Here is a 24,971-nt window from a genome sequence, read left to right as displayed (position 1 = left end):
GGCTCGCGGGAGGTGATGATGGAACCGTAGCAAACAATTGGTGATGCGGCACGGTCGGCGGTACACGGTCGGCTTTGCATGCGCTGCGCGAGGTGTGTCCTACGAATGCGAAGCCGCCTTCTTCGCCGAGGCGTGGCAACCGGTGGGGACGTCGCTTTGGGCTACGACTGTAGGAGCGGCGTGAGCCGCGACCGCGACCGCGCGATCACGACGCAAGCGTGGTTTCGCGGTCGCGGCTCACGCCGCTCCTACAGTCGGGATTGAGGCAGGCGATGGCTGATGCTTCGATTTCAAAGGACGGCGCCTCGCGTCCTGGCAAATTGCCAAGACCTGCCGTAACTCTCCTGCCGTCATTCCCGCGAACGCGGGCTCCGTCTTATTTCGGTGGAGCCGAAGTAAAGCGGAGCCCGCCTTGGCGAGAGTGGCGTTCTTGAGAGATTGCTCTGAAGTCTCTGGATCCCCGCCTTCGCGGGGATGACGAGCAAAAGCAACGGCCACGCTTCGCGGCGCTCCGATCGCGCCACCCAATCAACCCGCCTCACCCTCGCCCAGCTGCGTCTCCAGCTCGTTGATCCACGCCACGGTCAGACTCTCCATGGTCACCGCATAGATCAGCGGGCGGATCGAGCCGGCCGAGTACGATTGCGAGACGAAGCGCGCGTGCGCTTCGCGAAACGCCAGCCACGCTTGGTGCGCCTGCTCGAACGCGGCCAGGCCGTCGCTGTCGAGCTGCTTGCGCAGATGCGCGACCAGCCCGTCCAGCCGCACTTCCTCGCGCCCGAGTTCGGCGATCGCATGTCGGCTCATGTCGGCCTGGCTGACGCCGTCGTCGTCGCTGTCGCGCGCGATCGCTTCGGCCTTGCCGAAGTAGTTGTCGGCGATGCGCGCGGCGGTTTCGGCCTTGCCGATCAGGCGGTTTTCGAACCGGCGCAGTTCCTCGACGCTGGTGTGCGCGCCGTCGAGTTCCTGCTTGAGCGCGAGCAATTGCTTGCCGCGTTCGATCGCGTCGACGGTGCCGCGACGTTCGGCGATGCGTTGGATGAAGTAGAACGCCCAGGTCAGCAGGGCGCCGATGATGGTGAAGATCAGCTGTTCCATGACCTGTCCTCCGGCCTTGGTCCACAGTGTCGTCTTCGAAGGTCTCAGCTCATGCGATGTCGCGTGTCGCGCGTCGCAAAACCCCTATAAAAATAGGGATTTTGTTTGTGACATGGGTAAACGATTCAGGCTGTTTCGGCCAGGGGTCGGCGGCAACAAAATGGCCGCGTTGGTGCTTTTGGCCCTCACCCCAACCCCTCTCCCGCAAGCGGGAGAGGGGCTATGAAGCGGAGCGTGAAGATATCTTTTCGCTTGCTTGACAGCAATTTTTTGCGTGGCGGAAATTGTTAGTAGGCCCGCGTCGCAATTCTCCCTCTCCCGCCTGCGGCGACCAACGGGAGTGCAGAGCTGAGAGGGTCGGGGTGAGGGCCGCCTTCCGCCTTATTCGTCGAAGCGCAAATGCCTCACCGACTTGCCATGCCGGCGAATCAGCTTCAACGCTTCGATGCCGACATTGATATGCGTATCGACGAAACTCGCGCTGACCTTCGCATCCGAAGCTTCGGTCTTGACGCCTTCGGGAATCATCGGCTGATCCGACACCAGCAGCAGCGCGCCGCACGGGATGCGGTTGGCGAAACCGGCGGCGAACACGGTCGCGGTTTCCATGTCGATGGCCATGCAGCGCATCGCGCGCAGGCGTTCCTTGAACGCTTCGTCGTGCTCCCACACCCGGCGGTTGGTGGTGTAGACAGTGCCGGTCCAGTAGTCGTGACCCAGGTCGCGGATCATGGTCGAGACCGCGCGCTGCAGCGCGAACGCCGGCAATGCCGGCACTTCCGGCAGCAGGTAGTCGTTGGAGGTGCCTTCGCCGCGGATCGCCGCGATCGGCAGGACCAGGTCGCCCAGTTCGTTCTTGCGCTTGAGCCCGCCGCACTTGCCGAGGAACAGCACCGCCTGCGGCATGATCGCCGACAGCAGGTCCATCATCGTCGCCGCGTTCGGGCTGCCCATGCCGAAATTGATCATGGTGATGCCGTCGAAGGTCGCGCTCGGCATCGGCCGGTCCAGGCCGACGATCTCCGCGCCGGTCAGGCGCGCGAAGGTATGCAGGTAGCCGCCGAAATTGGTCAGCAGGATGTGCTGGCCGAACTGGTCCAGGGGCACGCCGGTGTAGCGCGGCAGCCAGTTTTCGACGATCTGTTCTTTGTCTTTCATCGTTTTCGCCTGTTCTTGTTGTTGTCCGGCCATTGTCGCACCGCCCATGACCTTAGTCAGGGTTGGCAGCGGCGAAAGCGGCGGCTACGGTTCCAAAGTTCGGTTCCGACCACCTTCCGCACGCTTTCGCTCGCCTTTCATGGGGACATCCATGCTCCGACCGCTCTTGGCCGGCTTCGGCCTGGCGCTGCTTGCCGGCGCCGTGCAGGCCGCCACGCCCGCGCCCGCACCTTCGCGCTACACCCAGGACCCGTATCCCAGCACCTACAAGCCGCTCGCCGGCGGACCGGTGCTGCTGCAGCACGCCACTGTCCTCACCGGCACCGGCCAGCGCCTGGACAACGCCGACGTGCTGTTGCAGGGCGGCAAGGTGGTCGCGGTCGGCACCGCGCTGGACGCGCCGGCCGACGCCACCCGGGTCGACGCGACCGGCAAATGGGTCACCCCGGGCATCATCGACGTCCATTCGCACCTGGGCGTGTACCCCAGCCCCGGCGTCGGCGCGCACAGCGACGGCAATGAAATGACCGGCCCGGTCACCCCGAACGTGTGGGCCGAGCATTCGATCTGGCCGCAGGACCCGGGCTTCGCGACCGCGCTGGCCGGCGGCGTCACCTCGCTGCAGATCCTGCCCGGCTCGGCCAACCTGATCGGCGGCCGCGGCGTCACCCTCAAGAACGTCCCGTCCACGACCTACCAGGGCATGAAATTCCCCGGCGCGCCGTGGGGCCTGAAGATGGCCTGCGGCGAAAACCCCAAGCGCGTCTACGGCAGCCGCAACACCTCGCCGGGCACGCGCATGGGCAATGTCGCCGGATATCGCGCGGCCTTCATCGACGCCAGCGAGTACCTGCGCAAGACCACGCCCAAGCCGGCCGCGCCGAAGAAGTCGCGCTGGTGGCAGAGCTCCACCGCCGCCAATGGCGCCGACAGCGAGAAGGACACCGGCGGCAAGCGCGACCTCAAGCTCGACACCCTCGCCGGCGCGATCAAGGGCGACATCCTGGTCCACATCCACTGCTACCGCGCCGACGAGATGACCACGATGCTCGACCTGGCCAAGGAATTCGGCTTCAAGGTCGCCGCTTTCCATCACGGCGTGGAGGCTTACAAGATCGCCGATCGGCTCGCCGCCGAGAACGTGTGCGGCGCGCTGTGGGCCGACTGGTGGGGCTTCAAGATGGAGGCCTTCGACGGCATCCAGGAAAACATCGCCATCGTCGACCGCCCGGCCAAGAGCTGCGCGATCGTGCATTCCGATTCCGAGGAAGGCATCCAGCGGCTCAACCAGGAAGCGGCCAAGGTCATGGCGCACGCGCGCCTGGCCGGCATGGACATCGCGCCGGAACGCGCGATCCGCTGGCTGACCCAGAACCCGGCCAAGGCGCTGGGCATCGGCGAGCGCACAGGCACCCTGGAGCCGGGCAAGATGGGCGACGTGGTGGTGTGGAACGGCAATCCTTTCAGCGTCTACGCCAAGGCCGAGCAGGTCTACATCGACGGCGCGCGCATCTACGACCGCGCCGATCCGTCGCGGCAGCCGAAGTCGGATTTCATGCTCGGACAACCGGCTGCGCGGACGGCGCCGCAGATCGGAGGTGTGCGATGAGCCGCGTGTCCGTGTTGCGGCGCGCGCCGCTGTTCGCCGCGTTGTTGTTGGGCGCGAGCTTCGCCGCGCCCGCGCAGAACGTCCTGATCCGCAACGCCACGGTCCACACCGCGACCGCGCAAGGCACGCTGAAAGGCGCCGACGTGTTGGTCGGCAACGGCGTGGTGCGCGCGGTCGGCAAGGGCCTGAGCGCGCCGGCCGGGGTCAAGGTGATCGAGGCCGAAGGCCGGCCGCTGACCCCGACCCTGTTCGGCGGCATCACCGAGATCGGCCTGGAGGAAGTCTCCGGCGAAAAATCCACGGTCGACCAGACCGTCGCGCTCGGCGCCGACACCAAGGAAATGACGGTGCGGCCGGAGTTCGACGTGACCCTGGCCTACAACCCCGATTCGGTGCTGATCCCGGTCGCGCGCATCGAAGGCATCGGCTGGACCCTGCTCGGCGCCGGCACCGCCACCGGCGGCTCGATCGTCGCCGGCCAGGGCGGCATCGAACGCCTCGACGGCGGCCCCGACCCGATCGGCCCGCGGGTGCTGTTCGTGCGTCTGGGCAAGGACGGCCTGGGCCTGAGCGGCAGCTCGCGCGCGGCTCAGTGGATGATCCTCGACCAACTGATCGACGAAAGCCGCGGCCGCATCACCCCGGACAACCACGCCGCGCTGCTGACCCCGGCCGGGCGCGCGGCCTTGCAGAAATACTTCGGCGGCGGCGGCCGGATCGTGTTCGGCGTCGATCGCGCCGCCGACATCCGCCAGTTGCTGCGTTGGTCGGCGAAACACCAATTGCGCATCGCGATCGCCGGCGGCGGCGAGGCCTGGCGCCTGGCTCCGCAACTCGCGGCGGCCAAGGTGCCGGTGTTCGTCAACCCGCTGTCCAACCTGCCCAGCGATTTCGATCAGGTCGGCGCGAGCATGGAAAACGCCGCGCGCCTGCAGGCGGCCGGGGTCGCGGTCGGTTTCAGCGAAGGCGGCGCCTCGCACAACGCGCGCAAAGTGCGACAGCTGGCCGGCAACGCGGTCGCCGCCGGCCTGCCCTGGGACGCCGGCCTGGCCGGACTGACCCGGGTGCCGGCCGAAGCCTTCGGCGTGGCCGGCGAAGTCGGTTCGATCGCCCCGGGCAAGCGCGCCGATCTGGTCTTGTGGAGCGCCGACCCGCTCGATGTCAGCAGCGTCGCGCTGCAGGTGTGGATGGACGGCCGCGCGATTGAAATGCGCAGCCGCCAGACCGAGCTGCGCGATCGCTATATGAGGCCCGACAACGGCTTGCCGCGCGCGTATCCGGCGCCGTCGGGGAATTGAGTTCGCGTAGTTGAAGTCTTGGACCGAGGGTCCGGCCGGCGCCGATCGCGCCGGCCGGGTCGCGATCCGGGAGGGCGCCGGCTCTCGCTAGCGCGATTGGTACGCCGCCGCGTTGGCCAAGCGTCTACAGGCGCGCCGGGAAAGTCAGGGGATACTCGAAGCGATGGCGATTTCCGCCTGGGCCCCGGCCTCGCCAAGGCTGCCCGACGCCCATAGCCGGTACTCGCAAACCGCGGCCCACACGATCGCCCACTCGCGGCGATCGGCATCGTCGAGCGATCCGTCCGATGCCACCGTGTCGAAGAATGCCCACCGCCGGCCCCAGTCGTCGTAGCGCTCGATGGCGTCGATGGGCTTTTGCCCCTGCGGCGTGCGCCACCTTGCGCCGGTCACTGCTTCTACAGGTCGAACAGGGCCGCGCAAGGTTTCGGTGGGAACCCGCGATCGCGCGTTACAGGTTCATCCATTCCAGAAAGGCGCCGAACCCGCTCAGCGGCAGCTTGCAGGCGAGGTTCTCGCCCAGCCCGTACCAATTGCATGCGAACCAGCCGAACGGCATCAGCAAGGCCAACAGAATGATCGCGTCGGTTAGATAGCCGGCTGGCCACTTGCGTCTGATCTGGACGATGAAGTCGATGAAGAACCCCAGCAACATCGTCAGCGATACCAGGCCCAGCACGATGGCGATCCCGAGCCCGGTATCGCCACGATGCTCCTGACCGCGCGCCTGCTCGAACGCGTTGAGCGCGAACAGGTGCAGCGCATACAGCGGAGCGATGAACAAGAACAGCCGGACGACGATGGCGTACGCGTGTTGTTTCATGGCGGCTCGAGGTTCGGAACGAACCGTCCGCGAGGACGGCGGGGATAGAGGACTGCGCTCGGTCATTTGTCTGTTGGTGCAGGGTGGATGCGACGGCCGGCTTGCACCGTGCATGCACGGCCCGCCGACTGGCCAGCGCGCTCGCCATGAAGCAGTCGACCGATGGCGGCTACACGATAGCGCGGCTCATGCGACTTCATCGCGGTGGCAAAACGTCCCGTCGCTCGAAACGCACTCGGGCCGAGCCAGCGCGCGAGCGGCAGCGTATCCTGTCGGCGTTACCCCGGCGGCGGCGTGCGCTTCGGGCCGCGGCATGGCGTGGTCGATGCGCGTGGGTTCGCGGCATGACGATGTGGGCAGGCGGGCAGTGGCTTTGCGGCGGCTATAAGTTTCGCTTCGGTCGACTGCGTATGAGCTTGTCGCTGCTGCCGTTTAAGTGGGCTGCTGATATTTTTTCTTCGGAGGAAGACTCATGAGTTTGTCTTTGCTGCGAGTTGATGGTGCTGTTGATATTTTCGCTTCGGAGGAATGCGCATGAGTTTGTCTTTGCTGCAACTTAATTGGCTCGCGATTCTCGCCGCCACCGCTTCGGCCTTCCTGCTCGGCGGCCTGTGGTACGGCCCGTTGTTCAAGAAGGCCTGGTGCCGCGAGGCCGGCATCGATCCCGACGCCAAGCCCGGCCATCCCGGCCGCGTGTTCGCCGTCGCCATCGTCTGCGCGTTCCTGGCCGCGACCATCTTCTCGATGCTGATGCCGCCCAGCGCCAACGCGGTCGACGGCTTCGGGGTCGGGTTCGTCGTCGGCGTGTTCTTCGTGTCGATGAGCTTCGGCATCAACTACGCCTTCGCCCAACGCAGCCTCAAGCTGTGGATGATCGACAGCGGTTACCACATCCTCCAGTTCATCCTCTACGGCGTGATCCTCGGCGCCTGGAAATAAGGACTCGATCATGAGCGACCCTCAGCCGCCCGCGCTGCGCTGGTATTTCGATTTCATCTCGCCGTTCGCCTACCTGCACTGGCACAAGCTGCGCCCGCTGGCGCGCGAACGCGCGATCGACCTGATGCCGGTCGCGTTCGGCGCGGTGCTCGCCGCGCACGGCCAGAAAGGCCCGGCCGAGATCCTCGGCAAACGCGAGTTCACTTACCAGCACGTGCTGTGGACGGCCCGGCGCGAGGGCGTGCCGCTGCGTTTTCCGCCGGCGCATCCGTTCAATCCGCTGACCGCGCTGCGGCTGTGCATCGTCGCCGGCAACACCCACGACGCGGTCGATGCGATCTTTGACTGGATCTGGCAACAGGGACAGGCGGGCGACAGCGTCGAGGCGCTGAGCCCGGTCATCCAGGCCCTCGGCGTGGACGCCGCCGCGATCGGCGCCGACGCGACCAAGGCGGCCCTGCGCGACAACACCGAATCGGCTCTGGTGGCCGGTGTATTCGGCGTGCCAACGTTGAGTATCGATAAGCAGTTGTTCTGGGGCAACGACGCACACGATTTCGCCCTTGACGCACTGCAACATCCTGAACTGTTTGAGGATCCGGAAATGCAACGCCTGCAACGGCTGCCTGTCGGCATTCAGCGTCGAGCCTGAACCCGACCGCAAATCAGGCACCGCGCCGACGGTGACACCGGACCCGAAAAGGTATGCTGCGGTCACACTTAACCGCCACGCGCCACGACCCGGGGGGGACCATGCGCATCGGACTCGTCGTCGATTCGGCCTGCGATTTGCCGTTGGAGTATCTGCAACGCAATCGCATCCATCTGCTACCGATCACGGTACGCATCGGCCAGGCGGTGCTGGCCGACCACCGCAACGAAGAAGCCACGCTGCAGTTCCTGAACACGCATCTGGCCGAGCGCGGTTTCGAAGCCGAGACCACGCCGTTCTCGGTGCAGCAGATCCGCGATCTGTTCGTCAGCCAGTTCGCGATCGACTACGACTACGTGTTCTGCATGACGATCACCAAGACCCGCAGCCCGGTGTACGAGAACGCCAATCAGGCGAGCTTCGCGATCCTCAACGACTACCGACCGGTGCGCAGCGCGGCCGGGATCAACACGCCGTTCGCGTTGCGGGTGATCGACACGCTCAACCTGTTCGCGGCGCAGGGCATCACCGCGGTCGAGTCGGTGCGCCTGCGCGACGCCGGCGAGGGCGCGCCGAAGATCCGCGCGCGACTGGAGCATCTGGCCTTGCACACCCACGGCTATCTGATTCCGCGCGACCTCAACTACCTGCGCGCGCGCACCCGCGTGCGCGGCGATCGCAGCGTGAGTTTTCTCAGCGCCACGCTCGGCACCGCGCTCGACATCAAGCCGGTGCTGCACTGCAACCGCGGCGAAACCGGGCCGGTGGCGAAGATCAAGGGTTACGAGAACGCCGCGCAGAAACTGCTCGAATTCACCGCGCGCAAGGCCGGCGCGAGCGGCGGCGACGGCCTGCTGACGCCGACCGTGTGTCTGAGCTACGGCGGCGAACTGGCCGAGTTGCGCGCGCTGCCCGGATACGAGCGCCTGCGCACGGTCTGCCGCGACAACAACGTCGAACTGTTCGAAAGCGTGATGAGCCTGACCGGCATGGTCAATGTCGGCAAGGGCGCGCTGGTGGTGGGGTTCGCGGCGGAGAAGGCGGAATTTGCTGGGTGAGTTGTCGGGAGTCGGGAGTCGGGAGTCGGGAGTCGGGAGTCGGGAGTCGGTTAGAGCGTAGCGGTCCATCACTGCCGGTTACGCAAACTATCCGAAGTAACGTACTCCCATATTCCAACGTACTTCCCTACCGTCATTCCCGCGAAGGCGGGCTCCGCTTTACTTCGGCGGAGCCGAACATCCAGTGCCTTTCGTGCGAGAACGCTTGAAGTCTTGCAAGGCCAAAGTCGCTGGATGTTCGGCTCCGCCGAAGTAAAGCGGAGCCCGCCTTCGCGGGAATGACGTTCTGGTGGGATGACGCTGAAGGCTCTGGATGTTCGGCTTCGCCGAAATAAAGCAGAGCCCGCCTTCGCGGGAATGACGGACCAGTGGGATAGCGCCTAATAAGTTTCGGCTTCGCTTATGCAGCGCGGAGTCCACCTCGGTAGAGGTGACCTTCTCAAACGACAGCACCGACAGCCAAGCCTCACCGCAATCCCCCCAACCACGACTTCCAGCCCACGCCCCGCCCATCCATGCAGGTTAGCCTCGGGGTTTGTCAGCCCCAGGTAGCCCGCTCGATGCCCACTCACCGCCTGCTCGTTCTCGCGCTCGCCAGCGCGCTCGCCGCCGTGTCCGCCAGCGCGGCGCATGCTCAGACTCCGCCGCAGCCCGCGCCCCAGGACAAGTCGGGCGATGCCAAACAGGGCGACGACAAACAGGCCGGCGACAAGAAGGACGCCGACAAGCCGGCCGCACAGCTCGAGCAGGACGCGCTCAAACCCGCCGGCACCGACCCGGCGCGCGCCTCGGCGCAGACCGCCAAGGGCGTGGGCAAGGGCGAGGACAAGGACGAGAAGAAGTGGGACGTCAACGCCGCCCACGGCCCGACCAAGTCGATCGCCTTCGACACCGACGAAGGCACCTGGATGGATCTGGACGTCTCGCCCGATGGCCGCCAGATCGCCTTCACCCTGCTCGGCGACATCTACCTGCTGCCGATCGGCGGCGGTCAGGCGCGGCGCATCACCAGCGGCCCGGCCTGGGACGTGCAACCGCGCTTCTCGCCCGACGGCCGCGAGATCGCCTTCACCTCCGACCGCGGCGGCGGCAACAACCTGTGGCGGATGAAGGCCGACGGCAGCAACGCCACCGCGGTCACCAAGGAAGATTTCCGTCTGCTCAACAACCCGGCGTGGACACCCGATGGCCAGTTCCTGATCGGCCGCAAGCATTTCACCGGCGAGCGCTCGCTCGGCGCGGGCGAGTTGTGGATCTACCACGCCGCCGGCGGTGGCGGCGGACTGCAGCTGACCAAGCAGAAGAACGATCAGCAGGATCTGGGCGAACCGGCGGTGTCGCCGGACGGGCGCTACGTCTATTACTCCGAAGACGTCAGCGGCGGCCCGACCTTCCAGTACAACAAAAACCCACACGACACGATCTACGCGATCAAGCGCCTGGACCGCCAGAGCGGCAAGAGCGCGACGGTGATCGACACCGGCGGCGGCGCGGTGCGGCCGCAGCCGTCGCCGGACGGCAAGTCGCTGGCGTTCGTCAAACGCATCCGCGAAAAGTCGGTGCTGCACGTGCTCGACCTGGCCAGCGGCGAAGCGCGGCCGGTGTGGGACGGGCTGTCGCACGACATGCAGGAGGCGTGGGCGATCTTCGGCCCGTACGCGAATTTCGACTGGACCCCGGATTCGAAATCGGTGGTGATCTGGGCGCAGGGCAAGCTGTGGCGGGTGTCGATCGCCGACGGCAAGCACGAACAGATTCCGTTCGCCGCCAAGGTCGAACAGACCGTCGCCGCACCGCTGCGCTTCGAACATAAGCTCGACGAAGGCCGCTTCGCGCCGAAGATGATCCGCGATGTCGCAACCAGCGCCGACGGCAAGACCCTGATCTTCCACGCGGTCGGCCAGTTGTGGCGCAAGCGTCTGCCCGACGGCAAGCCCGAGCGGCTGACCGGCAACGACAACCTCTACGAATACCAGCCCAGCTTCAGCGCCGACGGCAGCAAGCTGCTGTACACGACGTGGTCGGACGAAGCGCTCAGCGCGATCTACGTCACCGGCGCGGGCGGCGGCGGCAGCAAGCGGCTGACTCAGGAAAAGGGCTTCTATTACGGCCCGCGCTTCTCGCCCGATGCGCGCCGCATCGTCTACGCCAGGACCGGCGGCGGCGGACTCACCGGCAGCCTGTGGTCGGTCGATCGCGGAATCTACGTGATGAACGCCGACGGCAGCCGGCCGGTGCGCGTGGCCACCAGCGGCGAGTCGCCGCAATTCAGCGCCGACGGCACGCGTATCTATTACCTCAGCGGCAGCGGGCTGAAGAAGAAGCTGATGTCGGTCGGACTCAACGGCGAGGACGAGCGCGAAGTGTTCAATCTCAAGTACGTCGACTCGGTCAGCATCAGCCCGGACGGCAAGTGGGTGGCGTTCACCGAACTGTTCAACGCTTACGTCGCGCCGCTGATGACCGCCGGCGCGTCGGTGGAATTGAGCAAGGACAGCAAGGCCCTGCCGATCGCGCCGGTCAGCGCCGATGTCGGCAGTTACTTGCACTGGTCGGCCGATTCCAAGTCGCTGCACTGGATGGTCGGCAATCAGTACTACTCGCGCCCGCTCAACCAGGCGTTCGCGTTCTTGCCGGGCGCACCGGCGACGCCCGCGAAACCGTCGGCCGACGAACGCGGCATCCCGGTCGGCCTGGACCTGCCGGTGTACGCGCCGAGCGACACGGTCGCGTTCACCCATGCGCGCGTGGTGACCATGCGCGATGCGGAGAACAATCAGGAAGTGATCGAGGACGGCACCGTGGTGGTCCGCGGCGACCAGATCGTCGCGGTCGGCCCGAGCGCGTCGGTCAGCGTGCCGGCCGGCGCGCGCAGCATCGACGCCAGCGGCAAGACCATCGTGCCGGGCTACATCGACGTGCATGCGCATGCCGCGCATTTCGGCCGGGGCGTGGTGCCGCAGCAGAACTGGGCCTATTACACCAACCTCGCCTTCGGCATCACCACCATGCACGATCCCTCGGCGACGACCGAGTTCGTGTTCTCCGAAGCCGAACTGCTCAAGGCCGGCAAGATGGTCGGCCCGCGCGTGTTTTCGACCGGCACGATCCTGTACGGCGCCGACGGCGACTTCAAGGCGGTGATCAACTCGATCGACGACGCGCGCAGTCACCTGCGCCGGATGAAGGCCAACGGCGCGTTCTCGGTCAAAAGCTACAACCAGCCGCGGCGCGAACAGCACCAGCAGATCAACCAGGCCGCGCGCGAACTCAACATGCTGGTGGTCGAGGAAGGCGGTTCGACCTTCAACCACAACCTGCCGATGATCCTCGACGGCGCCACCGGCATCGAGCACAACATCCCGGTCGCGCCGCTGTACAAGGACGTGGTCGAACTGTGGCGGCAGACCGATGTGCGCAATACACCGACCCTGGTGGTCAGCTACGGCGGTTTGTCCGGCGAGTATTGGTGGTACGCGCGCGACAACGTGTGGGAAGACAAGAAGCTCAATCGCTTCTTCCCGCGCGAAACCCTGGATGCGCGCTCGATCCGCCGCGAAACCGCGCCGGACTGGGATTACTGGCATATCCAGGTCGCCAAGTCGGTCAAGAAGCTGCGCGACGCGGGTATCAAGATCCAGGTCGGCGGCCACGGTCAGTTGCAGGGCCTGTCGGCGAACTGGGAAATCTGGATGCTGACCCAGGGGGGGATGAGCAATTTCGAAGCGCTGCGCGCGGCGACCATCGACGGCGCCGATTACCTGGGCATGTCGAAGCAGCTGGGCTCGCTGGAGACCGGCAAGAAGGCCGACCTGGTGGTGCTCAACAGCAACCCGCTGGAAAACATCCGCGCGACCATCGACACGCGTTACGTGATGGTCGACGGGCGCTTGTTCGACGTCGACGCGGACATGGCCGAACTGGGCAACAAGGCCGAGAAGGCGCCGAATTTCTACTGGCAGCGCCATCGCGACGGCCGCACTTTCGGCACTGAGTTCGGGCCGACCTCGGTGTGCCATTGCCCGAAGGGGCATGGGCCGCATGAGGCGCACGATCATGATGAGGAGTGATGGGGTGGCGCGGTATTCGGCGTAGGCGCTGAAGAGCGAAGAGCAAATCCCCCCTGCCCCCCTTTTTCAAAGGGGGGAGGTTTCTGGTGGGGATGGGAAGGGTTTGGCGATGTCGGCTTCGAGATGTGTCCATCGTTTGTTTGTGCGGTCGAACGACACCATGTGGTTTGCCCACCCTGAAGCCGCCCGCTTGTCTTCCCCGTCTTGAAAGGGGGCCGCGGGGGATTTGCGTTTCCGCGCGATAACACATCGCTAACAACATTAGCACTCCACAAGCGCGACCCACGTAGCGCACTCGCGCGATATTCACGCCTGGCGCATATCGGCGCGTTTACCCTTGATCGATCCTGCAATCGAGACCCACGCATGGCCACCCGTTATTACCTGAGCATTCCCGACGCCGATCGCGCACGCGGCAACGACGCCGACCTGTCGTTCACCGCGATCAGTTCGGAAGGCTTCGCCGCGCAGCTGCAATCGGCGTTGCGCGGCGACGAGCTGTTCGAACGCTGGCGCGCCAAGCAGCCCGATCCGGACGAAGTCGACCCGATGCTCGGCGCCACCGATCCCAGCGCGGTCGTGCACGGCGAACAACGCGATCTGCGCATGGACCTGGTGGTCACCACGACCTTGTCCGGCACCGTGCTCAAGCATCGCCTGCGATTGCTCGCCGGCAGCGGGTGGGAATTGCGCGACGTTACCGCGGGTTGAGGCGACGGCGCGCGTAGTCGCTACGCAGTCGGCGCGCGGTCTGCAGAACGATCTGCAGACCGCGACGACTCAGCGCCGGCGAGACGCCGGCCTTGGCCCGATTCGAACCAATCAAAACAGTACGGCTCAAACCAACGCAGCTCGAACTATCTCGGCTCAGGCCAATCCGGCCGGGTCGTCCGATAGCTGCAGTAACTCCTCGGCCATGCGACCGATCTCCTCGCGCATCACCAGCTTGTCCAGCCACGCGGCGGGGATCGCATCCACGCCGTAATAAGCGCCGGCGATCTGCCCGCAGATCGCCGCGGTGGTGTCGGCATCGTCGCCGAGGTTGGCCGCGCGCAGCACCGCCGCTTCGAAGCTGCCGGTGTGCAGAAAACACCACAACGCCGCTTCCAGCGACTCGACGCTGTAGCCCGAGCCGACGATCTCGGCCTCGCGCTTGCCGGCATAGGCGCCAGCATGGATCGCCGCGACTTTTTCGCTGCCGAGCAACGGTATCGACGGCGCCAGCACCGCCTCCTTGCCGGCGCCCATCAACGCCGCGCGCAATTGCGCGGCGAACAAGCGCGAGCAGTCCAGCGCTTCGGCCGCGCCGTGGGTGGTGCGAGTGGATTCAACCGCGTAATCGCCGGTGCGACGCGCATCCAGGCGCCACAGCATCGGCACCGGCGCCAGGCGCATCAGCGCGCCGTTGCCGGCCGCGCGCGGACCGGGATCGCCGGCATACGGATCGTCGCTCTTGCGATACCGGTCCAGCGCCGCGCTCACCGTCATGCCGATGTCGAAGCACTCGCCGTTGCTGCTCATGTAGCCGTGCGAGCGCCAGTTGCAGTAGCGATTCATCTGATCGCGCGCATCGAAGCCGCGGCGATGGATCAGGCTGGCCGCCAGGCACAAGGCCATCGAGGTGTCGTCGGTCCACTCGCCCGCGCGCAGCGCGAACGGCCCGCCGCCGGTCATGTCGGTCAGCGGCGCGAAACTGCCGCGCGAGCGGAACTCGACCGTGGTGCCGACCGCATCGCCGCAGGCCAGGCCGAGCAGGCAGCCCAGGTAGCGTTCGCGCAATCCGGGCGCGGCGCTCATGCGGCCTCCAGGTCTTCGTAGCACTCGGGCACGAACCGCGGGGTGCAGACCGCGATGAAGACCAGATCCTCGTCGCCCAGGTTGACGATGCGTTGCGGCGTGTCGGCGGGAATGAACACCGCGTCGCCCGGACCCACCTCGCCCGGCGGCAGATCACCGACCTGCATTCGGCCGCGTCCGTGCAGGATCAGATAGCGCTCGCTGGTGCCGCGCAGACGATGCAGTTGAGTACTCACCCCGGGCTCGACCCGGATGCGCGCGATCGAGCTGTGCGCATCGTCGGGCGAGTTCCACCACTCGATCACGTGGCAGCGTTCTGCGATGTAGTACTCGGCCGTGTCGGCGTTGGAGACGATGCGGGCGGTGGCCATGGCGGTGTCGGCGTGGAAACAGCCGACAGCTTAACCGCGCGCCGCGCTTCGCTTCGCGCTCAGACGCCCACGCCGTGCGGCTGGACCACGCCGGTGGCGATGCCGACCACGACCAGCGCGATCAATGCGATTGAAAAGCCGATGCGCCGGGTCAGGGCGTTGACCGTGCGCTTGCTCGCGCCTTTGTCGACCAGCATGTAGTACAGGCCGGCGCCGAGGTTGTAGACGATCACCGACAGGAAGGCGGCGACGAACAGGATCTTCATGATTCGACCTTGCCCGGGAGCGGGCGCGAGTGGTCTTGGGAGGATTGAGACACGTCGGTCTTGCGGGCGCGCAGCCAGCGCCAGCGCACCACGATGGCGATCGTCATCAGGCCCAGGAACAGGCCGTAGGCGACCGAGGTGGCGAGCACCTGTTTCCAGATCGCGCCGGCATGCGGGTCGGCGTTGTACATGCTCCAGTGCATGCCCCAGCCAGCGGCCAGGGTGGAGACGATCAGGCTGGCGCTGTCGTAGACGGTGCGCAGGGCGCCGCGCGGCTGGCGCGGGTAGGCCCAGAACAGCCAGGCCAGGATCGAAAACCAGGGCACGAACAGGATCAGGGCCAGATTGAGTTCGACTTGCGGGTTCATGGCGAGCGCGAGGCGTTATGGCGTGGCGCAGCTTCTGCTGCGGGGTCCATTGTTCGCCGACTGGCGCAGATTGCATAGAATCAGGTTTGGGATAAAAAACCGGATCAGTTGGGGGCGGGAATCGGGAATTGGGAGTCGGGAATCGGAAGAGCGGGTTCCGCGGCCGTGTTGGGCGCGAAGGGCTGTTGGGGCTTCAGCTCCGACGCTATCCGGTCAGGCCCGTGCAGCTTCCGACGAACTGAGCCGAGCATCGGGGGCGAAACCCACAAAAGATCGGCGCCTCATGCGACCCCGCATTCCGTAGCCTCACCCAATCCCCAATCCCCAATCCCCAATCCCCAATCCCGAATCCCGAATCCCGAATCACGGCTCCCATGAAACGCTACCAGGCCCTGGCCGACGACATCGCCCGCTCGATCCGCCAGGGCCTGCTGAGCCCGGGGCAGCGTCTGCCCTCGGTGCGCCAGGCCAGCGCCGCGCGCAAGCTCAGCCCGGCGACCGTGTTCCAGGCCTATTACCTGCTCGAATCGCAGGGTCTGGTGGAGCCGCGCGCGCGCTCGGGCTATTACGTCAGCGAACGCGCGCGGGCGATGCCGCCGGAGCCCGACACCGCTTCGCAACCCGACGGGCAGGCGCGCGCGGTCGATGTCAGCGAACTGGTGTTCGAGGTGCTCGAATCGGCGATGGCGCGCGACATCGTGCCGCTGGGCTCGGCGTTCATGAGCCCGACCCTGTTTCCGCTGGCCAAGCTCGGCCGCGCGATGGCGCACGAAGCGGTGCACCTGGACCCGCGCAGCACCGTCGACGACCTTACCCCGGGCAATGCCGAACTGCGCCGGCACATCGCCTTGCGCTATCGGATCGGCGCGGTGCCGATCGGCGCCAACGATCTGGTGGTGTGCAACGGCGCGATCGAAGCGCTGAACCTGTGCATCGCCGCAGTGACCCGGCCCGGCGACGCGGTGCTGGTCGAATCGCCGTGTTTCTACGCCGCCCTGCAAACGCTCGAACGCCGCGGGCTGCACGCGATCGAAGTGCCCACCCATCCGCGCGAAGGCATCGAGCTGGGCGCGCTCGACGCGGCGATCCGCCGCCACGCGCCCGCCGCGTGCTGGCTGATGACCAATTACCAGAACCCGCTCGGCAGCACCCTGCCCGAAGCGAAGAAGCGCGAACTGGTTGAGTTGCTGGCGCGCCACGAGCTGCCGCTGATTGAGGACGACGTCTACGGCGAACTGCATTTCGGCGCGCATCGTCCGGCGCCGGCCAAGGCGTTCGATACGCGCGGTCTGGTGCTGCATTGCTCGTCGTTTTCCAAGACCCTCGCGCCGGGGTATCGAATCGGCTGGGCCGCGCCGGGGCGCTATGCGCAGCGGGTGGCGCGGCTGAAATTGACCAACACCTTGGCGACCTGCGTGCCGGCGCAACTGGCGATCGCGCGCTATCTGCAGCGTGGCGGTTACGACCGCCACCTGCGCGGCCTGCGCAAGACCCTGGCCGCGCAACAAGCCGCGTACCTGGATGCGGTCGCGCGCTATTTTCCGCCCGGAACGCGGGTGACCCGGCCCGACGGCGGCTATTTCCTATGGATCGAATTGCCCGAAGGCACTGATGCGTTGGCGGTGCAACGCCGCTCCGCGCAACAGGGCATCAGCATCGCGCCGGGGCCGATGTTTTCGGCCAATCGCGGCTATGCGCATTGCCTGCGGCTCAACTACGGCCACGCCCTCGATGCGCGGGTGGATGCGGCGTTACAAGTCTTGGGCGCGCTTTCGTCGGCGCGATAGGCGTCAGCCGCAGGCGTTGTTCCTCGCTCGCATCGGCCAACGCCTCGGCCTGGCGCTTGCGACTGAGGTTGCCGAGCGCGCGCCGGTACGACCAGTCGACCAGTTCGCGCAGATAGTCCGCCGGCATGCGCTTGACCTCGACCACCGTGACCCAGTGATAGCGGCCCATGAACCGCGCCGGCTTGGCGCCGGGCATGTCGGTGAGCTCGACGAACCGTTCCGGCGTGGTCTTGAAACTGAAACGCCAGCGTTCGGGTTCGCTGGTCTTGAAATAGGCGAAGAATTTTCCGCCGACGCTGTAGACCAGGATATTGGACGGCGCCGCGTGCAGGACTTCCTCGGCGCCGGGGTAGGCGCGGCAAAGTTTCTTGAGGGCGTTGGTGTCCATTGCGGCGAGGTGGCGATTGGGTAATGCATGGTCGCATGCGCTGTGAGGCTGCGCTGGGACTTCGGATCGCTCGTCGTAAGCGATGTTTCGCGGTCGCGGCTCACGCCGCTCCTACAGGTAGCCCATGCAGGAGCGGCGTGAGCCGCGACCGCGACACTTCAACCGCCGCGAACGCCGCGACAAACCCGCGCTCACATATGCGAGGTAATCTTCGGCACGTTGAACCAGTCGTTGTTCAAGCCATCCATGAACTGCACCGGCGCGGCCGCCAGCACCGCATGATCCACATCCAGGCAGGCGATGTTGATCGAGTAGTACTTGCCGCCCAGCACCTCCAGCTCGCCGGTCCCGTAGGCATGCACCGCGCAATGCTTGCAGAAGTGATAGGTGCCGCTGAAAGTGCCGAACTGGTAGTTGCCGGTGTCTTCGGGGCCGCCGCTGAGCAGGCGGAACGCATCGGGTTTGACGATCGCGCCCCACTTGCGCAGCTTGTTGCACATCGAACAATTGCAGCGCGAGGTGCCGGCCGCCAGGTCGAGGTCGACCTCGTAACGGATGGCGCCGCAGTGGCAGCTGGCCTGGTAGGTCTCGACGGTCATGGCGGTTCTCCGATGGCGAGGGGCGGTGGGCCCGGGACAGTCACAGGATAATAGCCATTGAGGACAGGATATGTCCTCAATAGCTTTTACACTGCGCCCATGCTCAAGACCTCGACCCGCCTGCTGCGCCTGTTGTCGCTGCTGCAATCGCGCCGTCACTGGACCGGCGCGGAACTGTGCGAGCGCCTGGACGTCGACGGCCGCACCGTGCGCCGCGACGTCGACCGGCTGCGCGAACTCGGCTATCCGGTGCAGGCCTCGACTGGGGTCGGCGGCGGTTACCGGCTCGCCGCCGGTGCCTCGCTGCCGCCGCTGTTGCTCGACGACGACGAAGCCGTGGCGATGGTGGTCGCGCTGCGCAGCGCCGCCGGCAGCGTGGCGCGGATCGAGGACACCACCGTCGGCCTGCTCGGCAAGCTCGATCAACTGCTGCCGGCGCGGCTGCGGCGGCGGGTCAGCGCACTGTATTCGGTGACGGTGTCGCTGGCGCACAACGAAACCGGTCCGGACGTCGACACCCTGACCGGACTGGCCGGCGCCTGTCGCGACCATCGGCTGATCGACATGGACTACAGCGATCGCGGCGGCCGCGCGAGCCAGCGCAGCATCGAACCGCTGCGCCTGGTCAGCGCCGGTCGGCGCTGGTATCTGCTGGCCTGGGACCGCGGCCGCGAGGACTGGCGCCTGTTCCGCGCCGACCGCATCGTCGCGCTGCGTTGCGGCGGCGGCGCGTTCGCGCCGCGCAAGTTTCCCGAAGACGTGGCGGCGTACGTGCAGCGTTCGCTCAGCCAGCCGAACCAGGGCCCGACCGCGCGCGCGCGCCTGCGCGGATCGGCCGACACCCTGGCGCCGAACCTGCCGCCGTGGTGCGGGTTGCTCGAACACATCGACGAGCACAGCTGCATGCTGCACGTGCGCGGCGAAACGCCGGAAGAAATTCTCGCCTTGCTGGCCCTGACCGGGGTCGAGTTCGAACTGCTCGACGCGGGCGATCAGTTGCCGCGCTTGCGCGAGGTCGCGCAGCGTTTGTTGCGGGCGGTGGAACCGGCGGCCTGACGGCGGCGCGCTCGCCGGATGATCGCGCTGGATGACGAATGGCCGGACACGAACAGTCAAGGAACATCGCCGAAGCGGCGAAGCACGGACGGCCGATAACGAAACAGGCGCCGGAATCGCTCCCGGCGCCTGTACGGCCGACGTAACCAGGCGGCCGAAACCACTACCCGCCCGAACTGAACCTCAAGCCGATGCAGCCCTGATTGTGATCCGAGTAGGTGATGTCGTAGCTCGGCACTCCGGAATGAAGCTGCGGATCCGGCGGCGTCAGCCAACGGCGATAGCGCAATTCAGGATGATAGAGCGACGCCAGGAAGCACGACTGCGATCCAGGCTTGAAACGCAGCAGGCCTCGACCGTACCTGTAGTCGTGGCTGAGGTGGGTGTTGGTCTGGGCGACGCTATACATCGAGCTGAGGGTGGCTTCGGCGATGTCTTCCGCGCGCTGCACCAGCAAAAGCGGGAATTGCGAGCGATAGTGCTCCGCGTTGAAACGCGCGTTGGCCACCGCCGGCAACAAGCTCCCGACCAGGGTCGATTCTGCCAACGCCGCGGCATCCGGCAGTACGCGCCAACTCAAGTCCTGGGTGCCCCAGCGCGCGTTCGCCATACTCGCCAAGCGCTGGTATTGCATGGACAGCAACGTCAGTCCGGCCACATGCGGCGCGGCGGCGGAGGTGCCGCTGAACGCCTGGGGAGCTCGCGTGTGGGTCTCGACATTGGTGAAACTGACGAGATTCGGCTTGGGGTTGGAATCGTGCCCGCCCTCCGCCGGACGCGCGCCGCCCGGACCGAGCACGGGCCCTTGCGAGCTGTAGCCCATGATCAGCCCATTCGCGCCGACCGCGCCCACCGCGACGACGTCCGGCGAATCGGCCGGCGAATCCATCGTGCGCGATTGCACCGAATGCGTCGGCGAGTACACGCTGTCGCCGGTCGACAAGCGCACGAAGTTGGCGCCGCCCTGGGTCTTGCGGACGACTCGGACACCGAAGATCCCGCCGCCGGCCTCGCGTCCCACGCCCGCCACGGGCGGCGGAAAGATCTGATCGCAACGCCGCGTCCGCGTCTCGGCCCCCGGCACGTACGCGATCTCCTCGATCGGCTGATCGCCGTTCATTCCGTTCTGGCGCGAATCCGACTGCGCGGCCAGCGTCCAGCCCGCGGGACTGACGACTTCGACCCGCCCCGCGACAGTACGCGTGACCTCGTCCGCCCAACGAACCAGTTCCAGCCGGTAGTCCACGGTGGTCATGCGATCTTGCGTGCTCCAATCGTTCCACGCCAACCGCGCCCGTATCGCGAACAAATCGGCGAACACCGGATCGGTCATCCCGACCGGCAGGCAATCGCCGTGCTGCGCGGAGAACTTCAGTATTTCCACGTCGTCCACGATGGGCGCGCCGTTGGCATCACGATTGAGCGGATCGAAATCCTGCGCCGTCGATGCGACCGGCGCGGGCGTGCTGTCGCCGTCCCAGTACTGTCCATCCAAGTTGCCCGCGCTCTCAACGAACACGACGCCATTGATCCTGGCCCACTCTATCGCTTCATACAGACCGCGCAGGTCGCTCATGCCGCCGGTACCGTCGCCCGGCGAGAAACCCGGGGAAAATCCCAACGACATGTTGATGACCTGGACGCGCGCGGTCGTTTCCGGAACGTTGTTTTCGTCCAGGCCTCCCGCGTCCTGGATCGCGGCGACGATATCGGCCAAGGTAAACACGTCGTAGAGACGGTAATTGGCCTGTGGCGCGAAATCGTAGACGATCTCGGTCACGGCATTGCCGTGGGATTGCTCGGCGTCGCCGAACGCTACTTGTCCCGTCGCCGGAACCAGCACCAGCTTGCCCGGCCGCTCCTCGGTGTTCTTCGGCCAATCCTGCGATTCCTGCAGTCCGGCGATGATCGAACGGCTGAAACCGTCGATGACCGCGACCGTGGTGCCCTCGCCCTGGAGCTGACGCCGAAGATCCGCCGGGACCGACTCGGCGTGCAGGCCCAGCGAGCGCAGCGTATCGGTTCCGCTTTGCGCCACGCCGCCGCTGATCTCGGCGAATTTCGGCAGCGCGATCAACGAAACCCCGCTCACCTGCTGCAAGTTCGCCACCGACTCCAGGCGCGCCAGCGGCACCGACGCTTCCAGCGCGGGAGAGCCGGCCACGATCCGCGCCTGCACGCCCGAGGCTTGCAAGGCATCGCGCAGGGCCGAGGTCGCCTGATTGATCTGCCGGGTGTTGACCGACTGTCCGGCCGGCAACGCCACGCGAAGATGGAGCTTGATCTTCTCGCCATCGCGATAACGCGACGGCAGGCCTGCGCGATCGAGCGCGGCGATCTGCGCGGCCCGGCTCGAGGCACCGCCGGTGGCCGCGCCGTGGTGACGGTTGAACCACGCCAGCGCCTGCAGCAATTGGCCGCCACCCAACTTGGCCTGGGCCGGCGTTCGCGGAATCGGCGCTATCTCGACCGCGCGCGGATCGGCGTACGACGACGAGGAGGGTGCCGCGGGCGACACGGAGGCCGCGGACGGATCGTCCGCCGCGGCCTGTTCCGCCGCCGACGTCGTTACCGCGTCCGGCCATAGCGCCGCGGCGGCGCACAGCGCGCCCACCGCCGTCGCCAGCGCGTGTTTACGGGAAAATTTTCTCATTCAAGGATCTCCTTATCGACCGCCCGCCGCGCATCGCGCGCGAACCGCGGAAATTGACGGTAAAGAATCGTCCCGAAGTGTCCGACTTCAGATCATTCCGGATTCGATGCGGACGCGACCGCCATGACTCGCATGCGCTGTCGATAGAAACGCAGTCCTTCCGAGTCAGCCCCACTAAGACTTGTCTGAGTTACCGCATCGGCGGCGGCGATTCGTGGACGTCTTCACAATGCAGCGATCGCGCTCATCGTTCGCCGCATCGCAAACCGCGATTCAATTCGCATTTTCAGCCTATGCGATCGTTCGAACGCGAACGCGGCCCGCGATGGGCCTGGCACGACCGAAGGCGCGATCGCGGACACGATCACGATCACGCATGCGGGTGGCCGACGCGGTCGTCCGGGGCGCCGGTGCCGCCACGGCGAGACGTTCGGAAACGAACGCAACGAGGCCGCGCCCTCCCCGGACGCGGCCTCCTCTACCCTCCCTGCAGCATCCTGCGACCCGGCGTCAGCCGAGATCGGCCAGGATATTGTCCGCCGCCTGCAACGCCAGCGCGGCGATGGTCAGGGTCGGATTGGCGGTGGCGGTGGTCGGAAACACGCCGCTGCCGACCATGTACAGATTGCTGTGATCCCACGATTGCTGGCGCGCGTTGAGCACCGAGGTCGCGGCGCTGTCGCCCATGCGATACGTGCCGATGATGTGGCCGGCGCCGTAGAAGGTGAACGTATCGCCTTGGTACTGGAACGTGGTCGGGCTCGGGCTCGGATTCGTCCCGCTCAACACCGGCGGCGCCGGCACCTGGGTGTATTCGGTCGCGCCGAGCGCCTGGAAGATCTCGGTCGACGCCGCCTTGGCCGACACGAACCCATTGCGCACGTAGTTTTCGCGAATGCGATAGGTGACCTGCGGCCGCGGCAAGCCAAGATGATCCTTGTACTGGCTCGACAACTGCACGCGGTTGTCCGGGTCGGGCAGCTGCTCGATCAGATAGCCCAGGCGCAACTGGCGGATGTAGACGTTGTTGAGCGTGGCGACCAGTTTCGAGCCGTACAACTGACTGAAGGCCGGCAGGTTCGGATCGAACCGCAGCGGCGTCCCCTGCTGGTTGACCGAATCGCCGTTCAACTGGGTGTTGTTCTGGCCGAACACGAAATCGGCGAGCGTGGTGTAGGGATCGTTGGTCGCCCAGTTCCAGCCTTCGTTGCCGATTTCGATGCGATAGGCCGCGCGCTGATTGCGGAACGCGCCGTCGCGCACCGACTCGATGCCCGAGGTCGACAGCGGCCCGCGGAAGGCGTAGATCGGGTCCTTCGCCAGGCCCCAGGCCAGGTACATCACGTGATCCATCAGATTGCGCCCGACCTGATCGGAGCGGTTGGCCACGCCGTTGGGATAGCCCGGATTGCCGTTCGACATCAGCAGCAGCTTGGGCGTTTCGATCGCATGCGCGGCGAGCACGTAGCGCTTGCCGACCGCGGTGCCCTTGCCGGTCGACGGCCCGGTCTGGCTGTCGTAGGTGAGGTAATCGATGCCGCTGACCTGATCGCCCTTGAGGCTGATGTTGCTGGCGACGGTCTTGTACTGGATCTGCACGTTGCCGGTCTGCAGCGCCTCGGCCAAGGTCACCGTGCCGTCGTACTTGGCCTGGATCGGGCAGATCGGAATGCAGTTGGTGTTGCCCGCGCACTGGCGGCGCTTGCCCGGCTGCGAGTTGCGTCCCTGCGGCGTCGGGGTGACGAACAAGCCGATGTCGTCGATCTTCAGCGAAGTCACGTTGTCCGCGTACAGCACATCGTTCATGGACGCAGCGATGCCCGGCATCGGGAAATCGTAATTCGGTCCATACGTGCCGTCGGGCTGCACATCGAAGGTCTTGTACAGATCGACCATCGGCTGCTTGTCGGACGACACGCCGATGGTTTCGGTGGCCTTGCGGTAGTACGGCAACAGCGTCTGATAGAACTGCGCGCCGCCGGGCCAGTCCACGCCCTGGCCGTACTTGGTCTTGAGCTGGAAATCGTTCGGCAGATGATTGAGCGAGGTGCCCAGCCAATGCCAGGTGGTGCCGCCGGCGACGCGTTCGTAGGAACTGCCGAACGCGAAGGTCATCTCCGGATCGTCGGCGCGGGTAGCGGTCTGCGGCGGATAGACGAAGTAGCACTGCGCCGGGTTCTGCCACGCGTTGATCTGCAACACGGTGTAGCGCGGCGTGTTGAGCGTGGCCGGATCGGGCTGGCCGAGCGGATTGGTCGGGCTGCCCGCGCCTTGCATGGTCGGCGGATACGGCGACTCGGGCGTCTTCGCGTTCGCGGTGAAGAACGTCTGCATGTAGTCTTCGCGGCTCTTGGGCACCGGCGGGCCGCCTTCGAGGATCAGCACCTGCTTGCCGGCCTTGCCGAGCTGGCAGGCGATGATCGAACCGGAGATGCCCGAGCCCACGATCACCACGTCGAAACCGCCCGCTGGAATGGTGATGCTCATGCCGGATTCTCCAGGTAGGCCTGCAGCGGCGGCGGCGTGCTCGCCCAATAGCCGTAGGTGTAGGTGGAACTGCCCATCGGATGCGATTGCATCACCCGCCACACCAGGCCCTGGGTGTAACTGGTCGCCGAGATCACCTCGCTGAAGGTCTGGCCGCGCGTGGGCGATTTGTCGGGCACCACGGTCGGCCAGGCGCCCATGTACCACAGGTAGATCAGCTGACGCAGCGCCAGCACTTCGGCAGGGTACGTGCCGCTGAGCAGCGCGCCGGCAATGGCTTCGTTGTTGCCGTCCTTGCCGCCTTCGGCTTCGTTGAGGTTGTAGTACTCGCAGATGATCTGATCGGCCATGCCGTTGGGCAGCTTGTCGCGGAACACCTGCAGGTACACGGTCTTGATGTCGACCGGATCGATCTGCGGCGCGATCGCGGCGCGGGTGAAACCGGTCAGCCCGACGCTGAGCCGGATGAAGTACTCCATGTAATCGACCATGTC

22 protein-coding genes are annotated in these 24,971 nt (G+C 66.2%); 9 read left to right on the top strand and 13 right to left on the bottom strand.

What is annotated here, in order from left to right:
* Nucleotides 1–528: 528 nt before the first annotated feature.
* Nucleotides 529–1,098, bottom strand: a complete 570-nt coding sequence (locus tag AC3A4T_RS03640; RefSeq protein WP_056115520.1) for a lysozyme inhibitor LprI family protein — start codon at nucleotides 1,096–1,098, stop codon at nucleotides 529–531.
* Nucleotides 1,099–1,479: 381 nt separating this feature from the next.
* Nucleotides 1,480–2,256, bottom strand: a complete 777-nt coding sequence (locus AC3A4T_RS03635) for an AMP nucleosidase (protein ID WP_487674144.1) — start codon at nucleotides 2,254–2,256, stop codon at nucleotides 1,480–1,482.
* A gap of 151 nt (nucleotides 2,257–2,407) precedes the next feature.
* Here AC3A4T_RS03635 and AC3A4T_RS03630 point away from each other — a divergent pair, with 151 nt between their 5' ends.
* Together AC3A4T_RS03630 and AC3A4T_RS03625 are read left to right on the top strand one after the other, a co-directional pair.
* Entirely contained in the window at nucleotides 2,408–3,865 is a 1,458-nt protein-coding gene (locus AC3A4T_RS03630; protein ID WP_487674143.1) for an amidohydrolase, read from the top strand.
* Entirely contained in the window at nucleotides 3,862–5,163 is a 1,302-nt protein-coding gene (locus AC3A4T_RS03625) for an amidohydrolase family protein (protein ID WP_487674142.1), read from the top strand. The genes AC3A4T_RS03630 and AC3A4T_RS03625 overlap by 4 nt, the downstream gene beginning before the upstream one ends.
* 144 nt (nucleotides 5,164–5,307) lie before the next feature.
* Here the strand turns inward: AC3A4T_RS03625 and AC3A4T_RS03620 are convergent, their stop codons facing one another.
* On the bottom strand, nucleotides 5,308–5,556 hold the full coding sequence (locus AC3A4T_RS03620) for a hypothetical protein (protein WP_487674141.1): 249 nt from the start codon (nucleotides 5,554–5,556) through the stop codon (nucleotides 5,308–5,310).
* Between the two features lie 58 nt (nucleotides 5,557–5,614).
* Nucleotides 5,615–5,986: a hypothetical protein gene (locus tag AC3A4T_RS03615; protein ID WP_487674140.1), complete on the bottom strand. Its 372-nt coding sequence runs from the start codon at nucleotides 5,984–5,986 to the stop codon at nucleotides 5,615–5,617.
* Between the two features lie 534 nt (nucleotides 5,987–6,520).
* Here AC3A4T_RS03615 and AC3A4T_RS03610 point away from each other — a divergent pair.
* From AC3A4T_RS03610 to AC3A4T_RS03590, 5 genes are all read left to right on the top strand, one after another.
* Nucleotides 6,521–6,925, top strand: a complete 405-nt coding sequence (locus tag AC3A4T_RS03610; RefSeq protein ID WP_487674139.1) for a DUF1761 domain-containing protein — start codon at nucleotides 6,521–6,523, stop codon at nucleotides 6,923–6,925.
* A 10-nt stretch (nucleotides 6,926–6,935) separates the two neighbouring features.
* Nucleotides 6,936–7,577 carry a DsbA family protein gene (locus AC3A4T_RS03605; RefSeq protein WP_487674138.1) on the top strand — a complete coding sequence of 214 codons (642 nt, stop codon included), beginning with the start codon at nucleotides 6,936–6,938 and terminating at the stop codon, nucleotides 7,575–7,577.
* Between the two features lie 101 nt (nucleotides 7,578–7,678).
* Complete coding sequence (locus tag AC3A4T_RS03600; RefSeq protein WP_487674137.1) at nucleotides 7,679–8,635, top strand: DegV family protein; 957 nt, start codon at nucleotides 7,679–7,681, stop codon at nucleotides 8,633–8,635.
* A gap of 560 nt (nucleotides 8,636–9,195) precedes the next feature.
* On the top strand, nucleotides 9,196–12,705 hold the full coding sequence (locus AC3A4T_RS03595; protein WP_487674136.1) for an amidohydrolase family protein: 3,510 nt from the start codon (nucleotides 9,196–9,198) through the stop codon (nucleotides 12,703–12,705).
* A gap of 366 nt (nucleotides 12,706–13,071) precedes the next feature.
* Complete coding sequence (locus tag AC3A4T_RS03590; protein WP_487674135.1) at nucleotides 13,072–13,416, top strand: hypothetical protein; 345 nt, start codon at nucleotides 13,072–13,074, stop codon at nucleotides 13,414–13,416.
* A gap of 156 nt (nucleotides 13,417–13,572) precedes the next feature.
* On the opposite strand, the gene AC3A4T_RS03585 is transcribed toward AC3A4T_RS03590, so the two are convergent.
* From AC3A4T_RS03585 to AC3A4T_RS03570, 4 genes are read right to left on the bottom strand one after another with little or no spacing between them, the layout of a single operon-like run.
* On the bottom strand, nucleotides 13,573–14,502 hold the full coding sequence (locus AC3A4T_RS03585; RefSeq protein ID WP_487674134.1) for an ADP-ribosylglycohydrolase family protein: 930 nt from the start codon (nucleotides 14,500–14,502) through the stop codon (nucleotides 13,573–13,575).
* The gene (locus AC3A4T_RS03580) at nucleotides 14,499–14,873 is read right to left on the bottom strand and encodes a cupin domain-containing protein (RefSeq protein ID WP_487674133.1); all 375 of its coding nucleotides are present in this window, start codon (nucleotides 14,871–14,873) and stop codon (nucleotides 14,499–14,501) included. Before AC3A4T_RS03580 ends, AC3A4T_RS03585 begins: the two co-directional genes overlap by 4 nt.
* A gap of 59 nt (nucleotides 14,874–14,932) precedes the next feature.
* Complete coding sequence (locus AC3A4T_RS03575; protein ID WP_036102620.1) at nucleotides 14,933–15,139, bottom strand: twin transmembrane helix small protein; 207 nt, start codon at nucleotides 15,137–15,139, stop codon at nucleotides 14,933–14,935.
* Nucleotides 15,136–15,507, bottom strand: coding sequence for a hypothetical protein (locus AC3A4T_RS03570; RefSeq protein ID WP_487674132.1), 372 nt, complete (start codon nucleotides 15,505–15,507; stop codon nucleotides 15,136–15,138). Before AC3A4T_RS03570 ends, AC3A4T_RS03575 begins: the two co-directional genes overlap by 4 nt.
* 374 nt (nucleotides 15,508–15,881) lie before the next feature.
* Here AC3A4T_RS03570 and AC3A4T_RS03565 point away from each other — a divergent pair, with 374 nt between their 5' ends.
* Nucleotides 15,882–17,294 carry an aminotransferase-like domain-containing protein gene (locus tag AC3A4T_RS03565; RefSeq protein ID WP_487674131.1) on the top strand — a complete coding sequence of 471 codons (1,413 nt, stop codon included), beginning with the start codon at nucleotides 15,882–15,884 and terminating at the stop codon, nucleotides 17,292–17,294.
* Here the strand turns inward: AC3A4T_RS03565 and AC3A4T_RS03560 are convergent.
* Both AC3A4T_RS03560 and AC3A4T_RS03555 read right to left on the bottom strand, forming a co-directional pair.
* Nucleotides 17,218–17,682, bottom strand: a complete 465-nt coding sequence (locus tag AC3A4T_RS03560) for an MmcQ/YjbR family DNA-binding protein (protein ID WP_487674130.1) — start codon at nucleotides 17,680–17,682, stop codon at nucleotides 17,218–17,220. The genes AC3A4T_RS03565 and AC3A4T_RS03560 overlap by 77 nt on opposite strands.
* 191 nt (nucleotides 17,683–17,873) lie before the next feature.
* Nucleotides 17,874–18,281 (bottom strand): GFA family protein, encoded by a 408-nt coding sequence (locus AC3A4T_RS03555; RefSeq protein ID WP_487674129.1) that lies wholly within the window; start codon nucleotides 18,279–18,281, stop codon nucleotides 17,874–17,876.
* Between the two features lie 99 nt (nucleotides 18,282–18,380).
* Between AC3A4T_RS03555 and AC3A4T_RS03550 the strand changes: the two genes are divergently transcribed.
* Entirely contained in the window at nucleotides 18,381–19,337 is a 957-nt protein-coding gene (locus tag AC3A4T_RS03550; protein ID WP_487674128.1) for a helix-turn-helix transcriptional regulator, read from the top strand.
* Between the two features lie 163 nt (nucleotides 19,338–19,500).
* Here AC3A4T_RS03550 and AC3A4T_RS03545 read toward each other — a convergent pair whose 3' ends face one another.
* From AC3A4T_RS03545 to AC3A4T_RS03535, 3 genes are all read right to left on the bottom strand, one after another.
* On the bottom strand, nucleotides 19,501–21,516 hold the full coding sequence (locus AC3A4T_RS03545) for a S8 family serine peptidase (protein WP_487674127.1): 2,016 nt from the start codon (nucleotides 21,514–21,516) through the stop codon (nucleotides 19,501–19,503).
* 984 nt (nucleotides 21,517–22,500) lie between these two features.
* Nucleotides 22,501–24,477, bottom strand: coding sequence for a GMC family oxidoreductase (locus AC3A4T_RS03540; RefSeq protein WP_487674126.1), 1,977 nt, complete (start codon nucleotides 24,475–24,477; stop codon nucleotides 22,501–22,503).
* A complete protein-coding gene (locus AC3A4T_RS03535) occupies nucleotides 24,474–24,968 on the bottom strand; it encodes a hypothetical protein (RefSeq protein ID WP_487674125.1) in 495 nt (164 codons plus the stop codon). The genes AC3A4T_RS03540 and AC3A4T_RS03535 overlap by 4 nt, the downstream gene beginning before the upstream one ends.
* Nucleotides 24,969–24,971: the final 3 nt, after the last annotated feature.

The sequence above is a fragment of the Lysobacter sp. Soil_N_51 genome (genome assembly GCF_057655755.1).
Note: the sequence above shows the minus strand (reverse complement) of the source record. Positions and strands in the feature narration are given on the sequence as shown.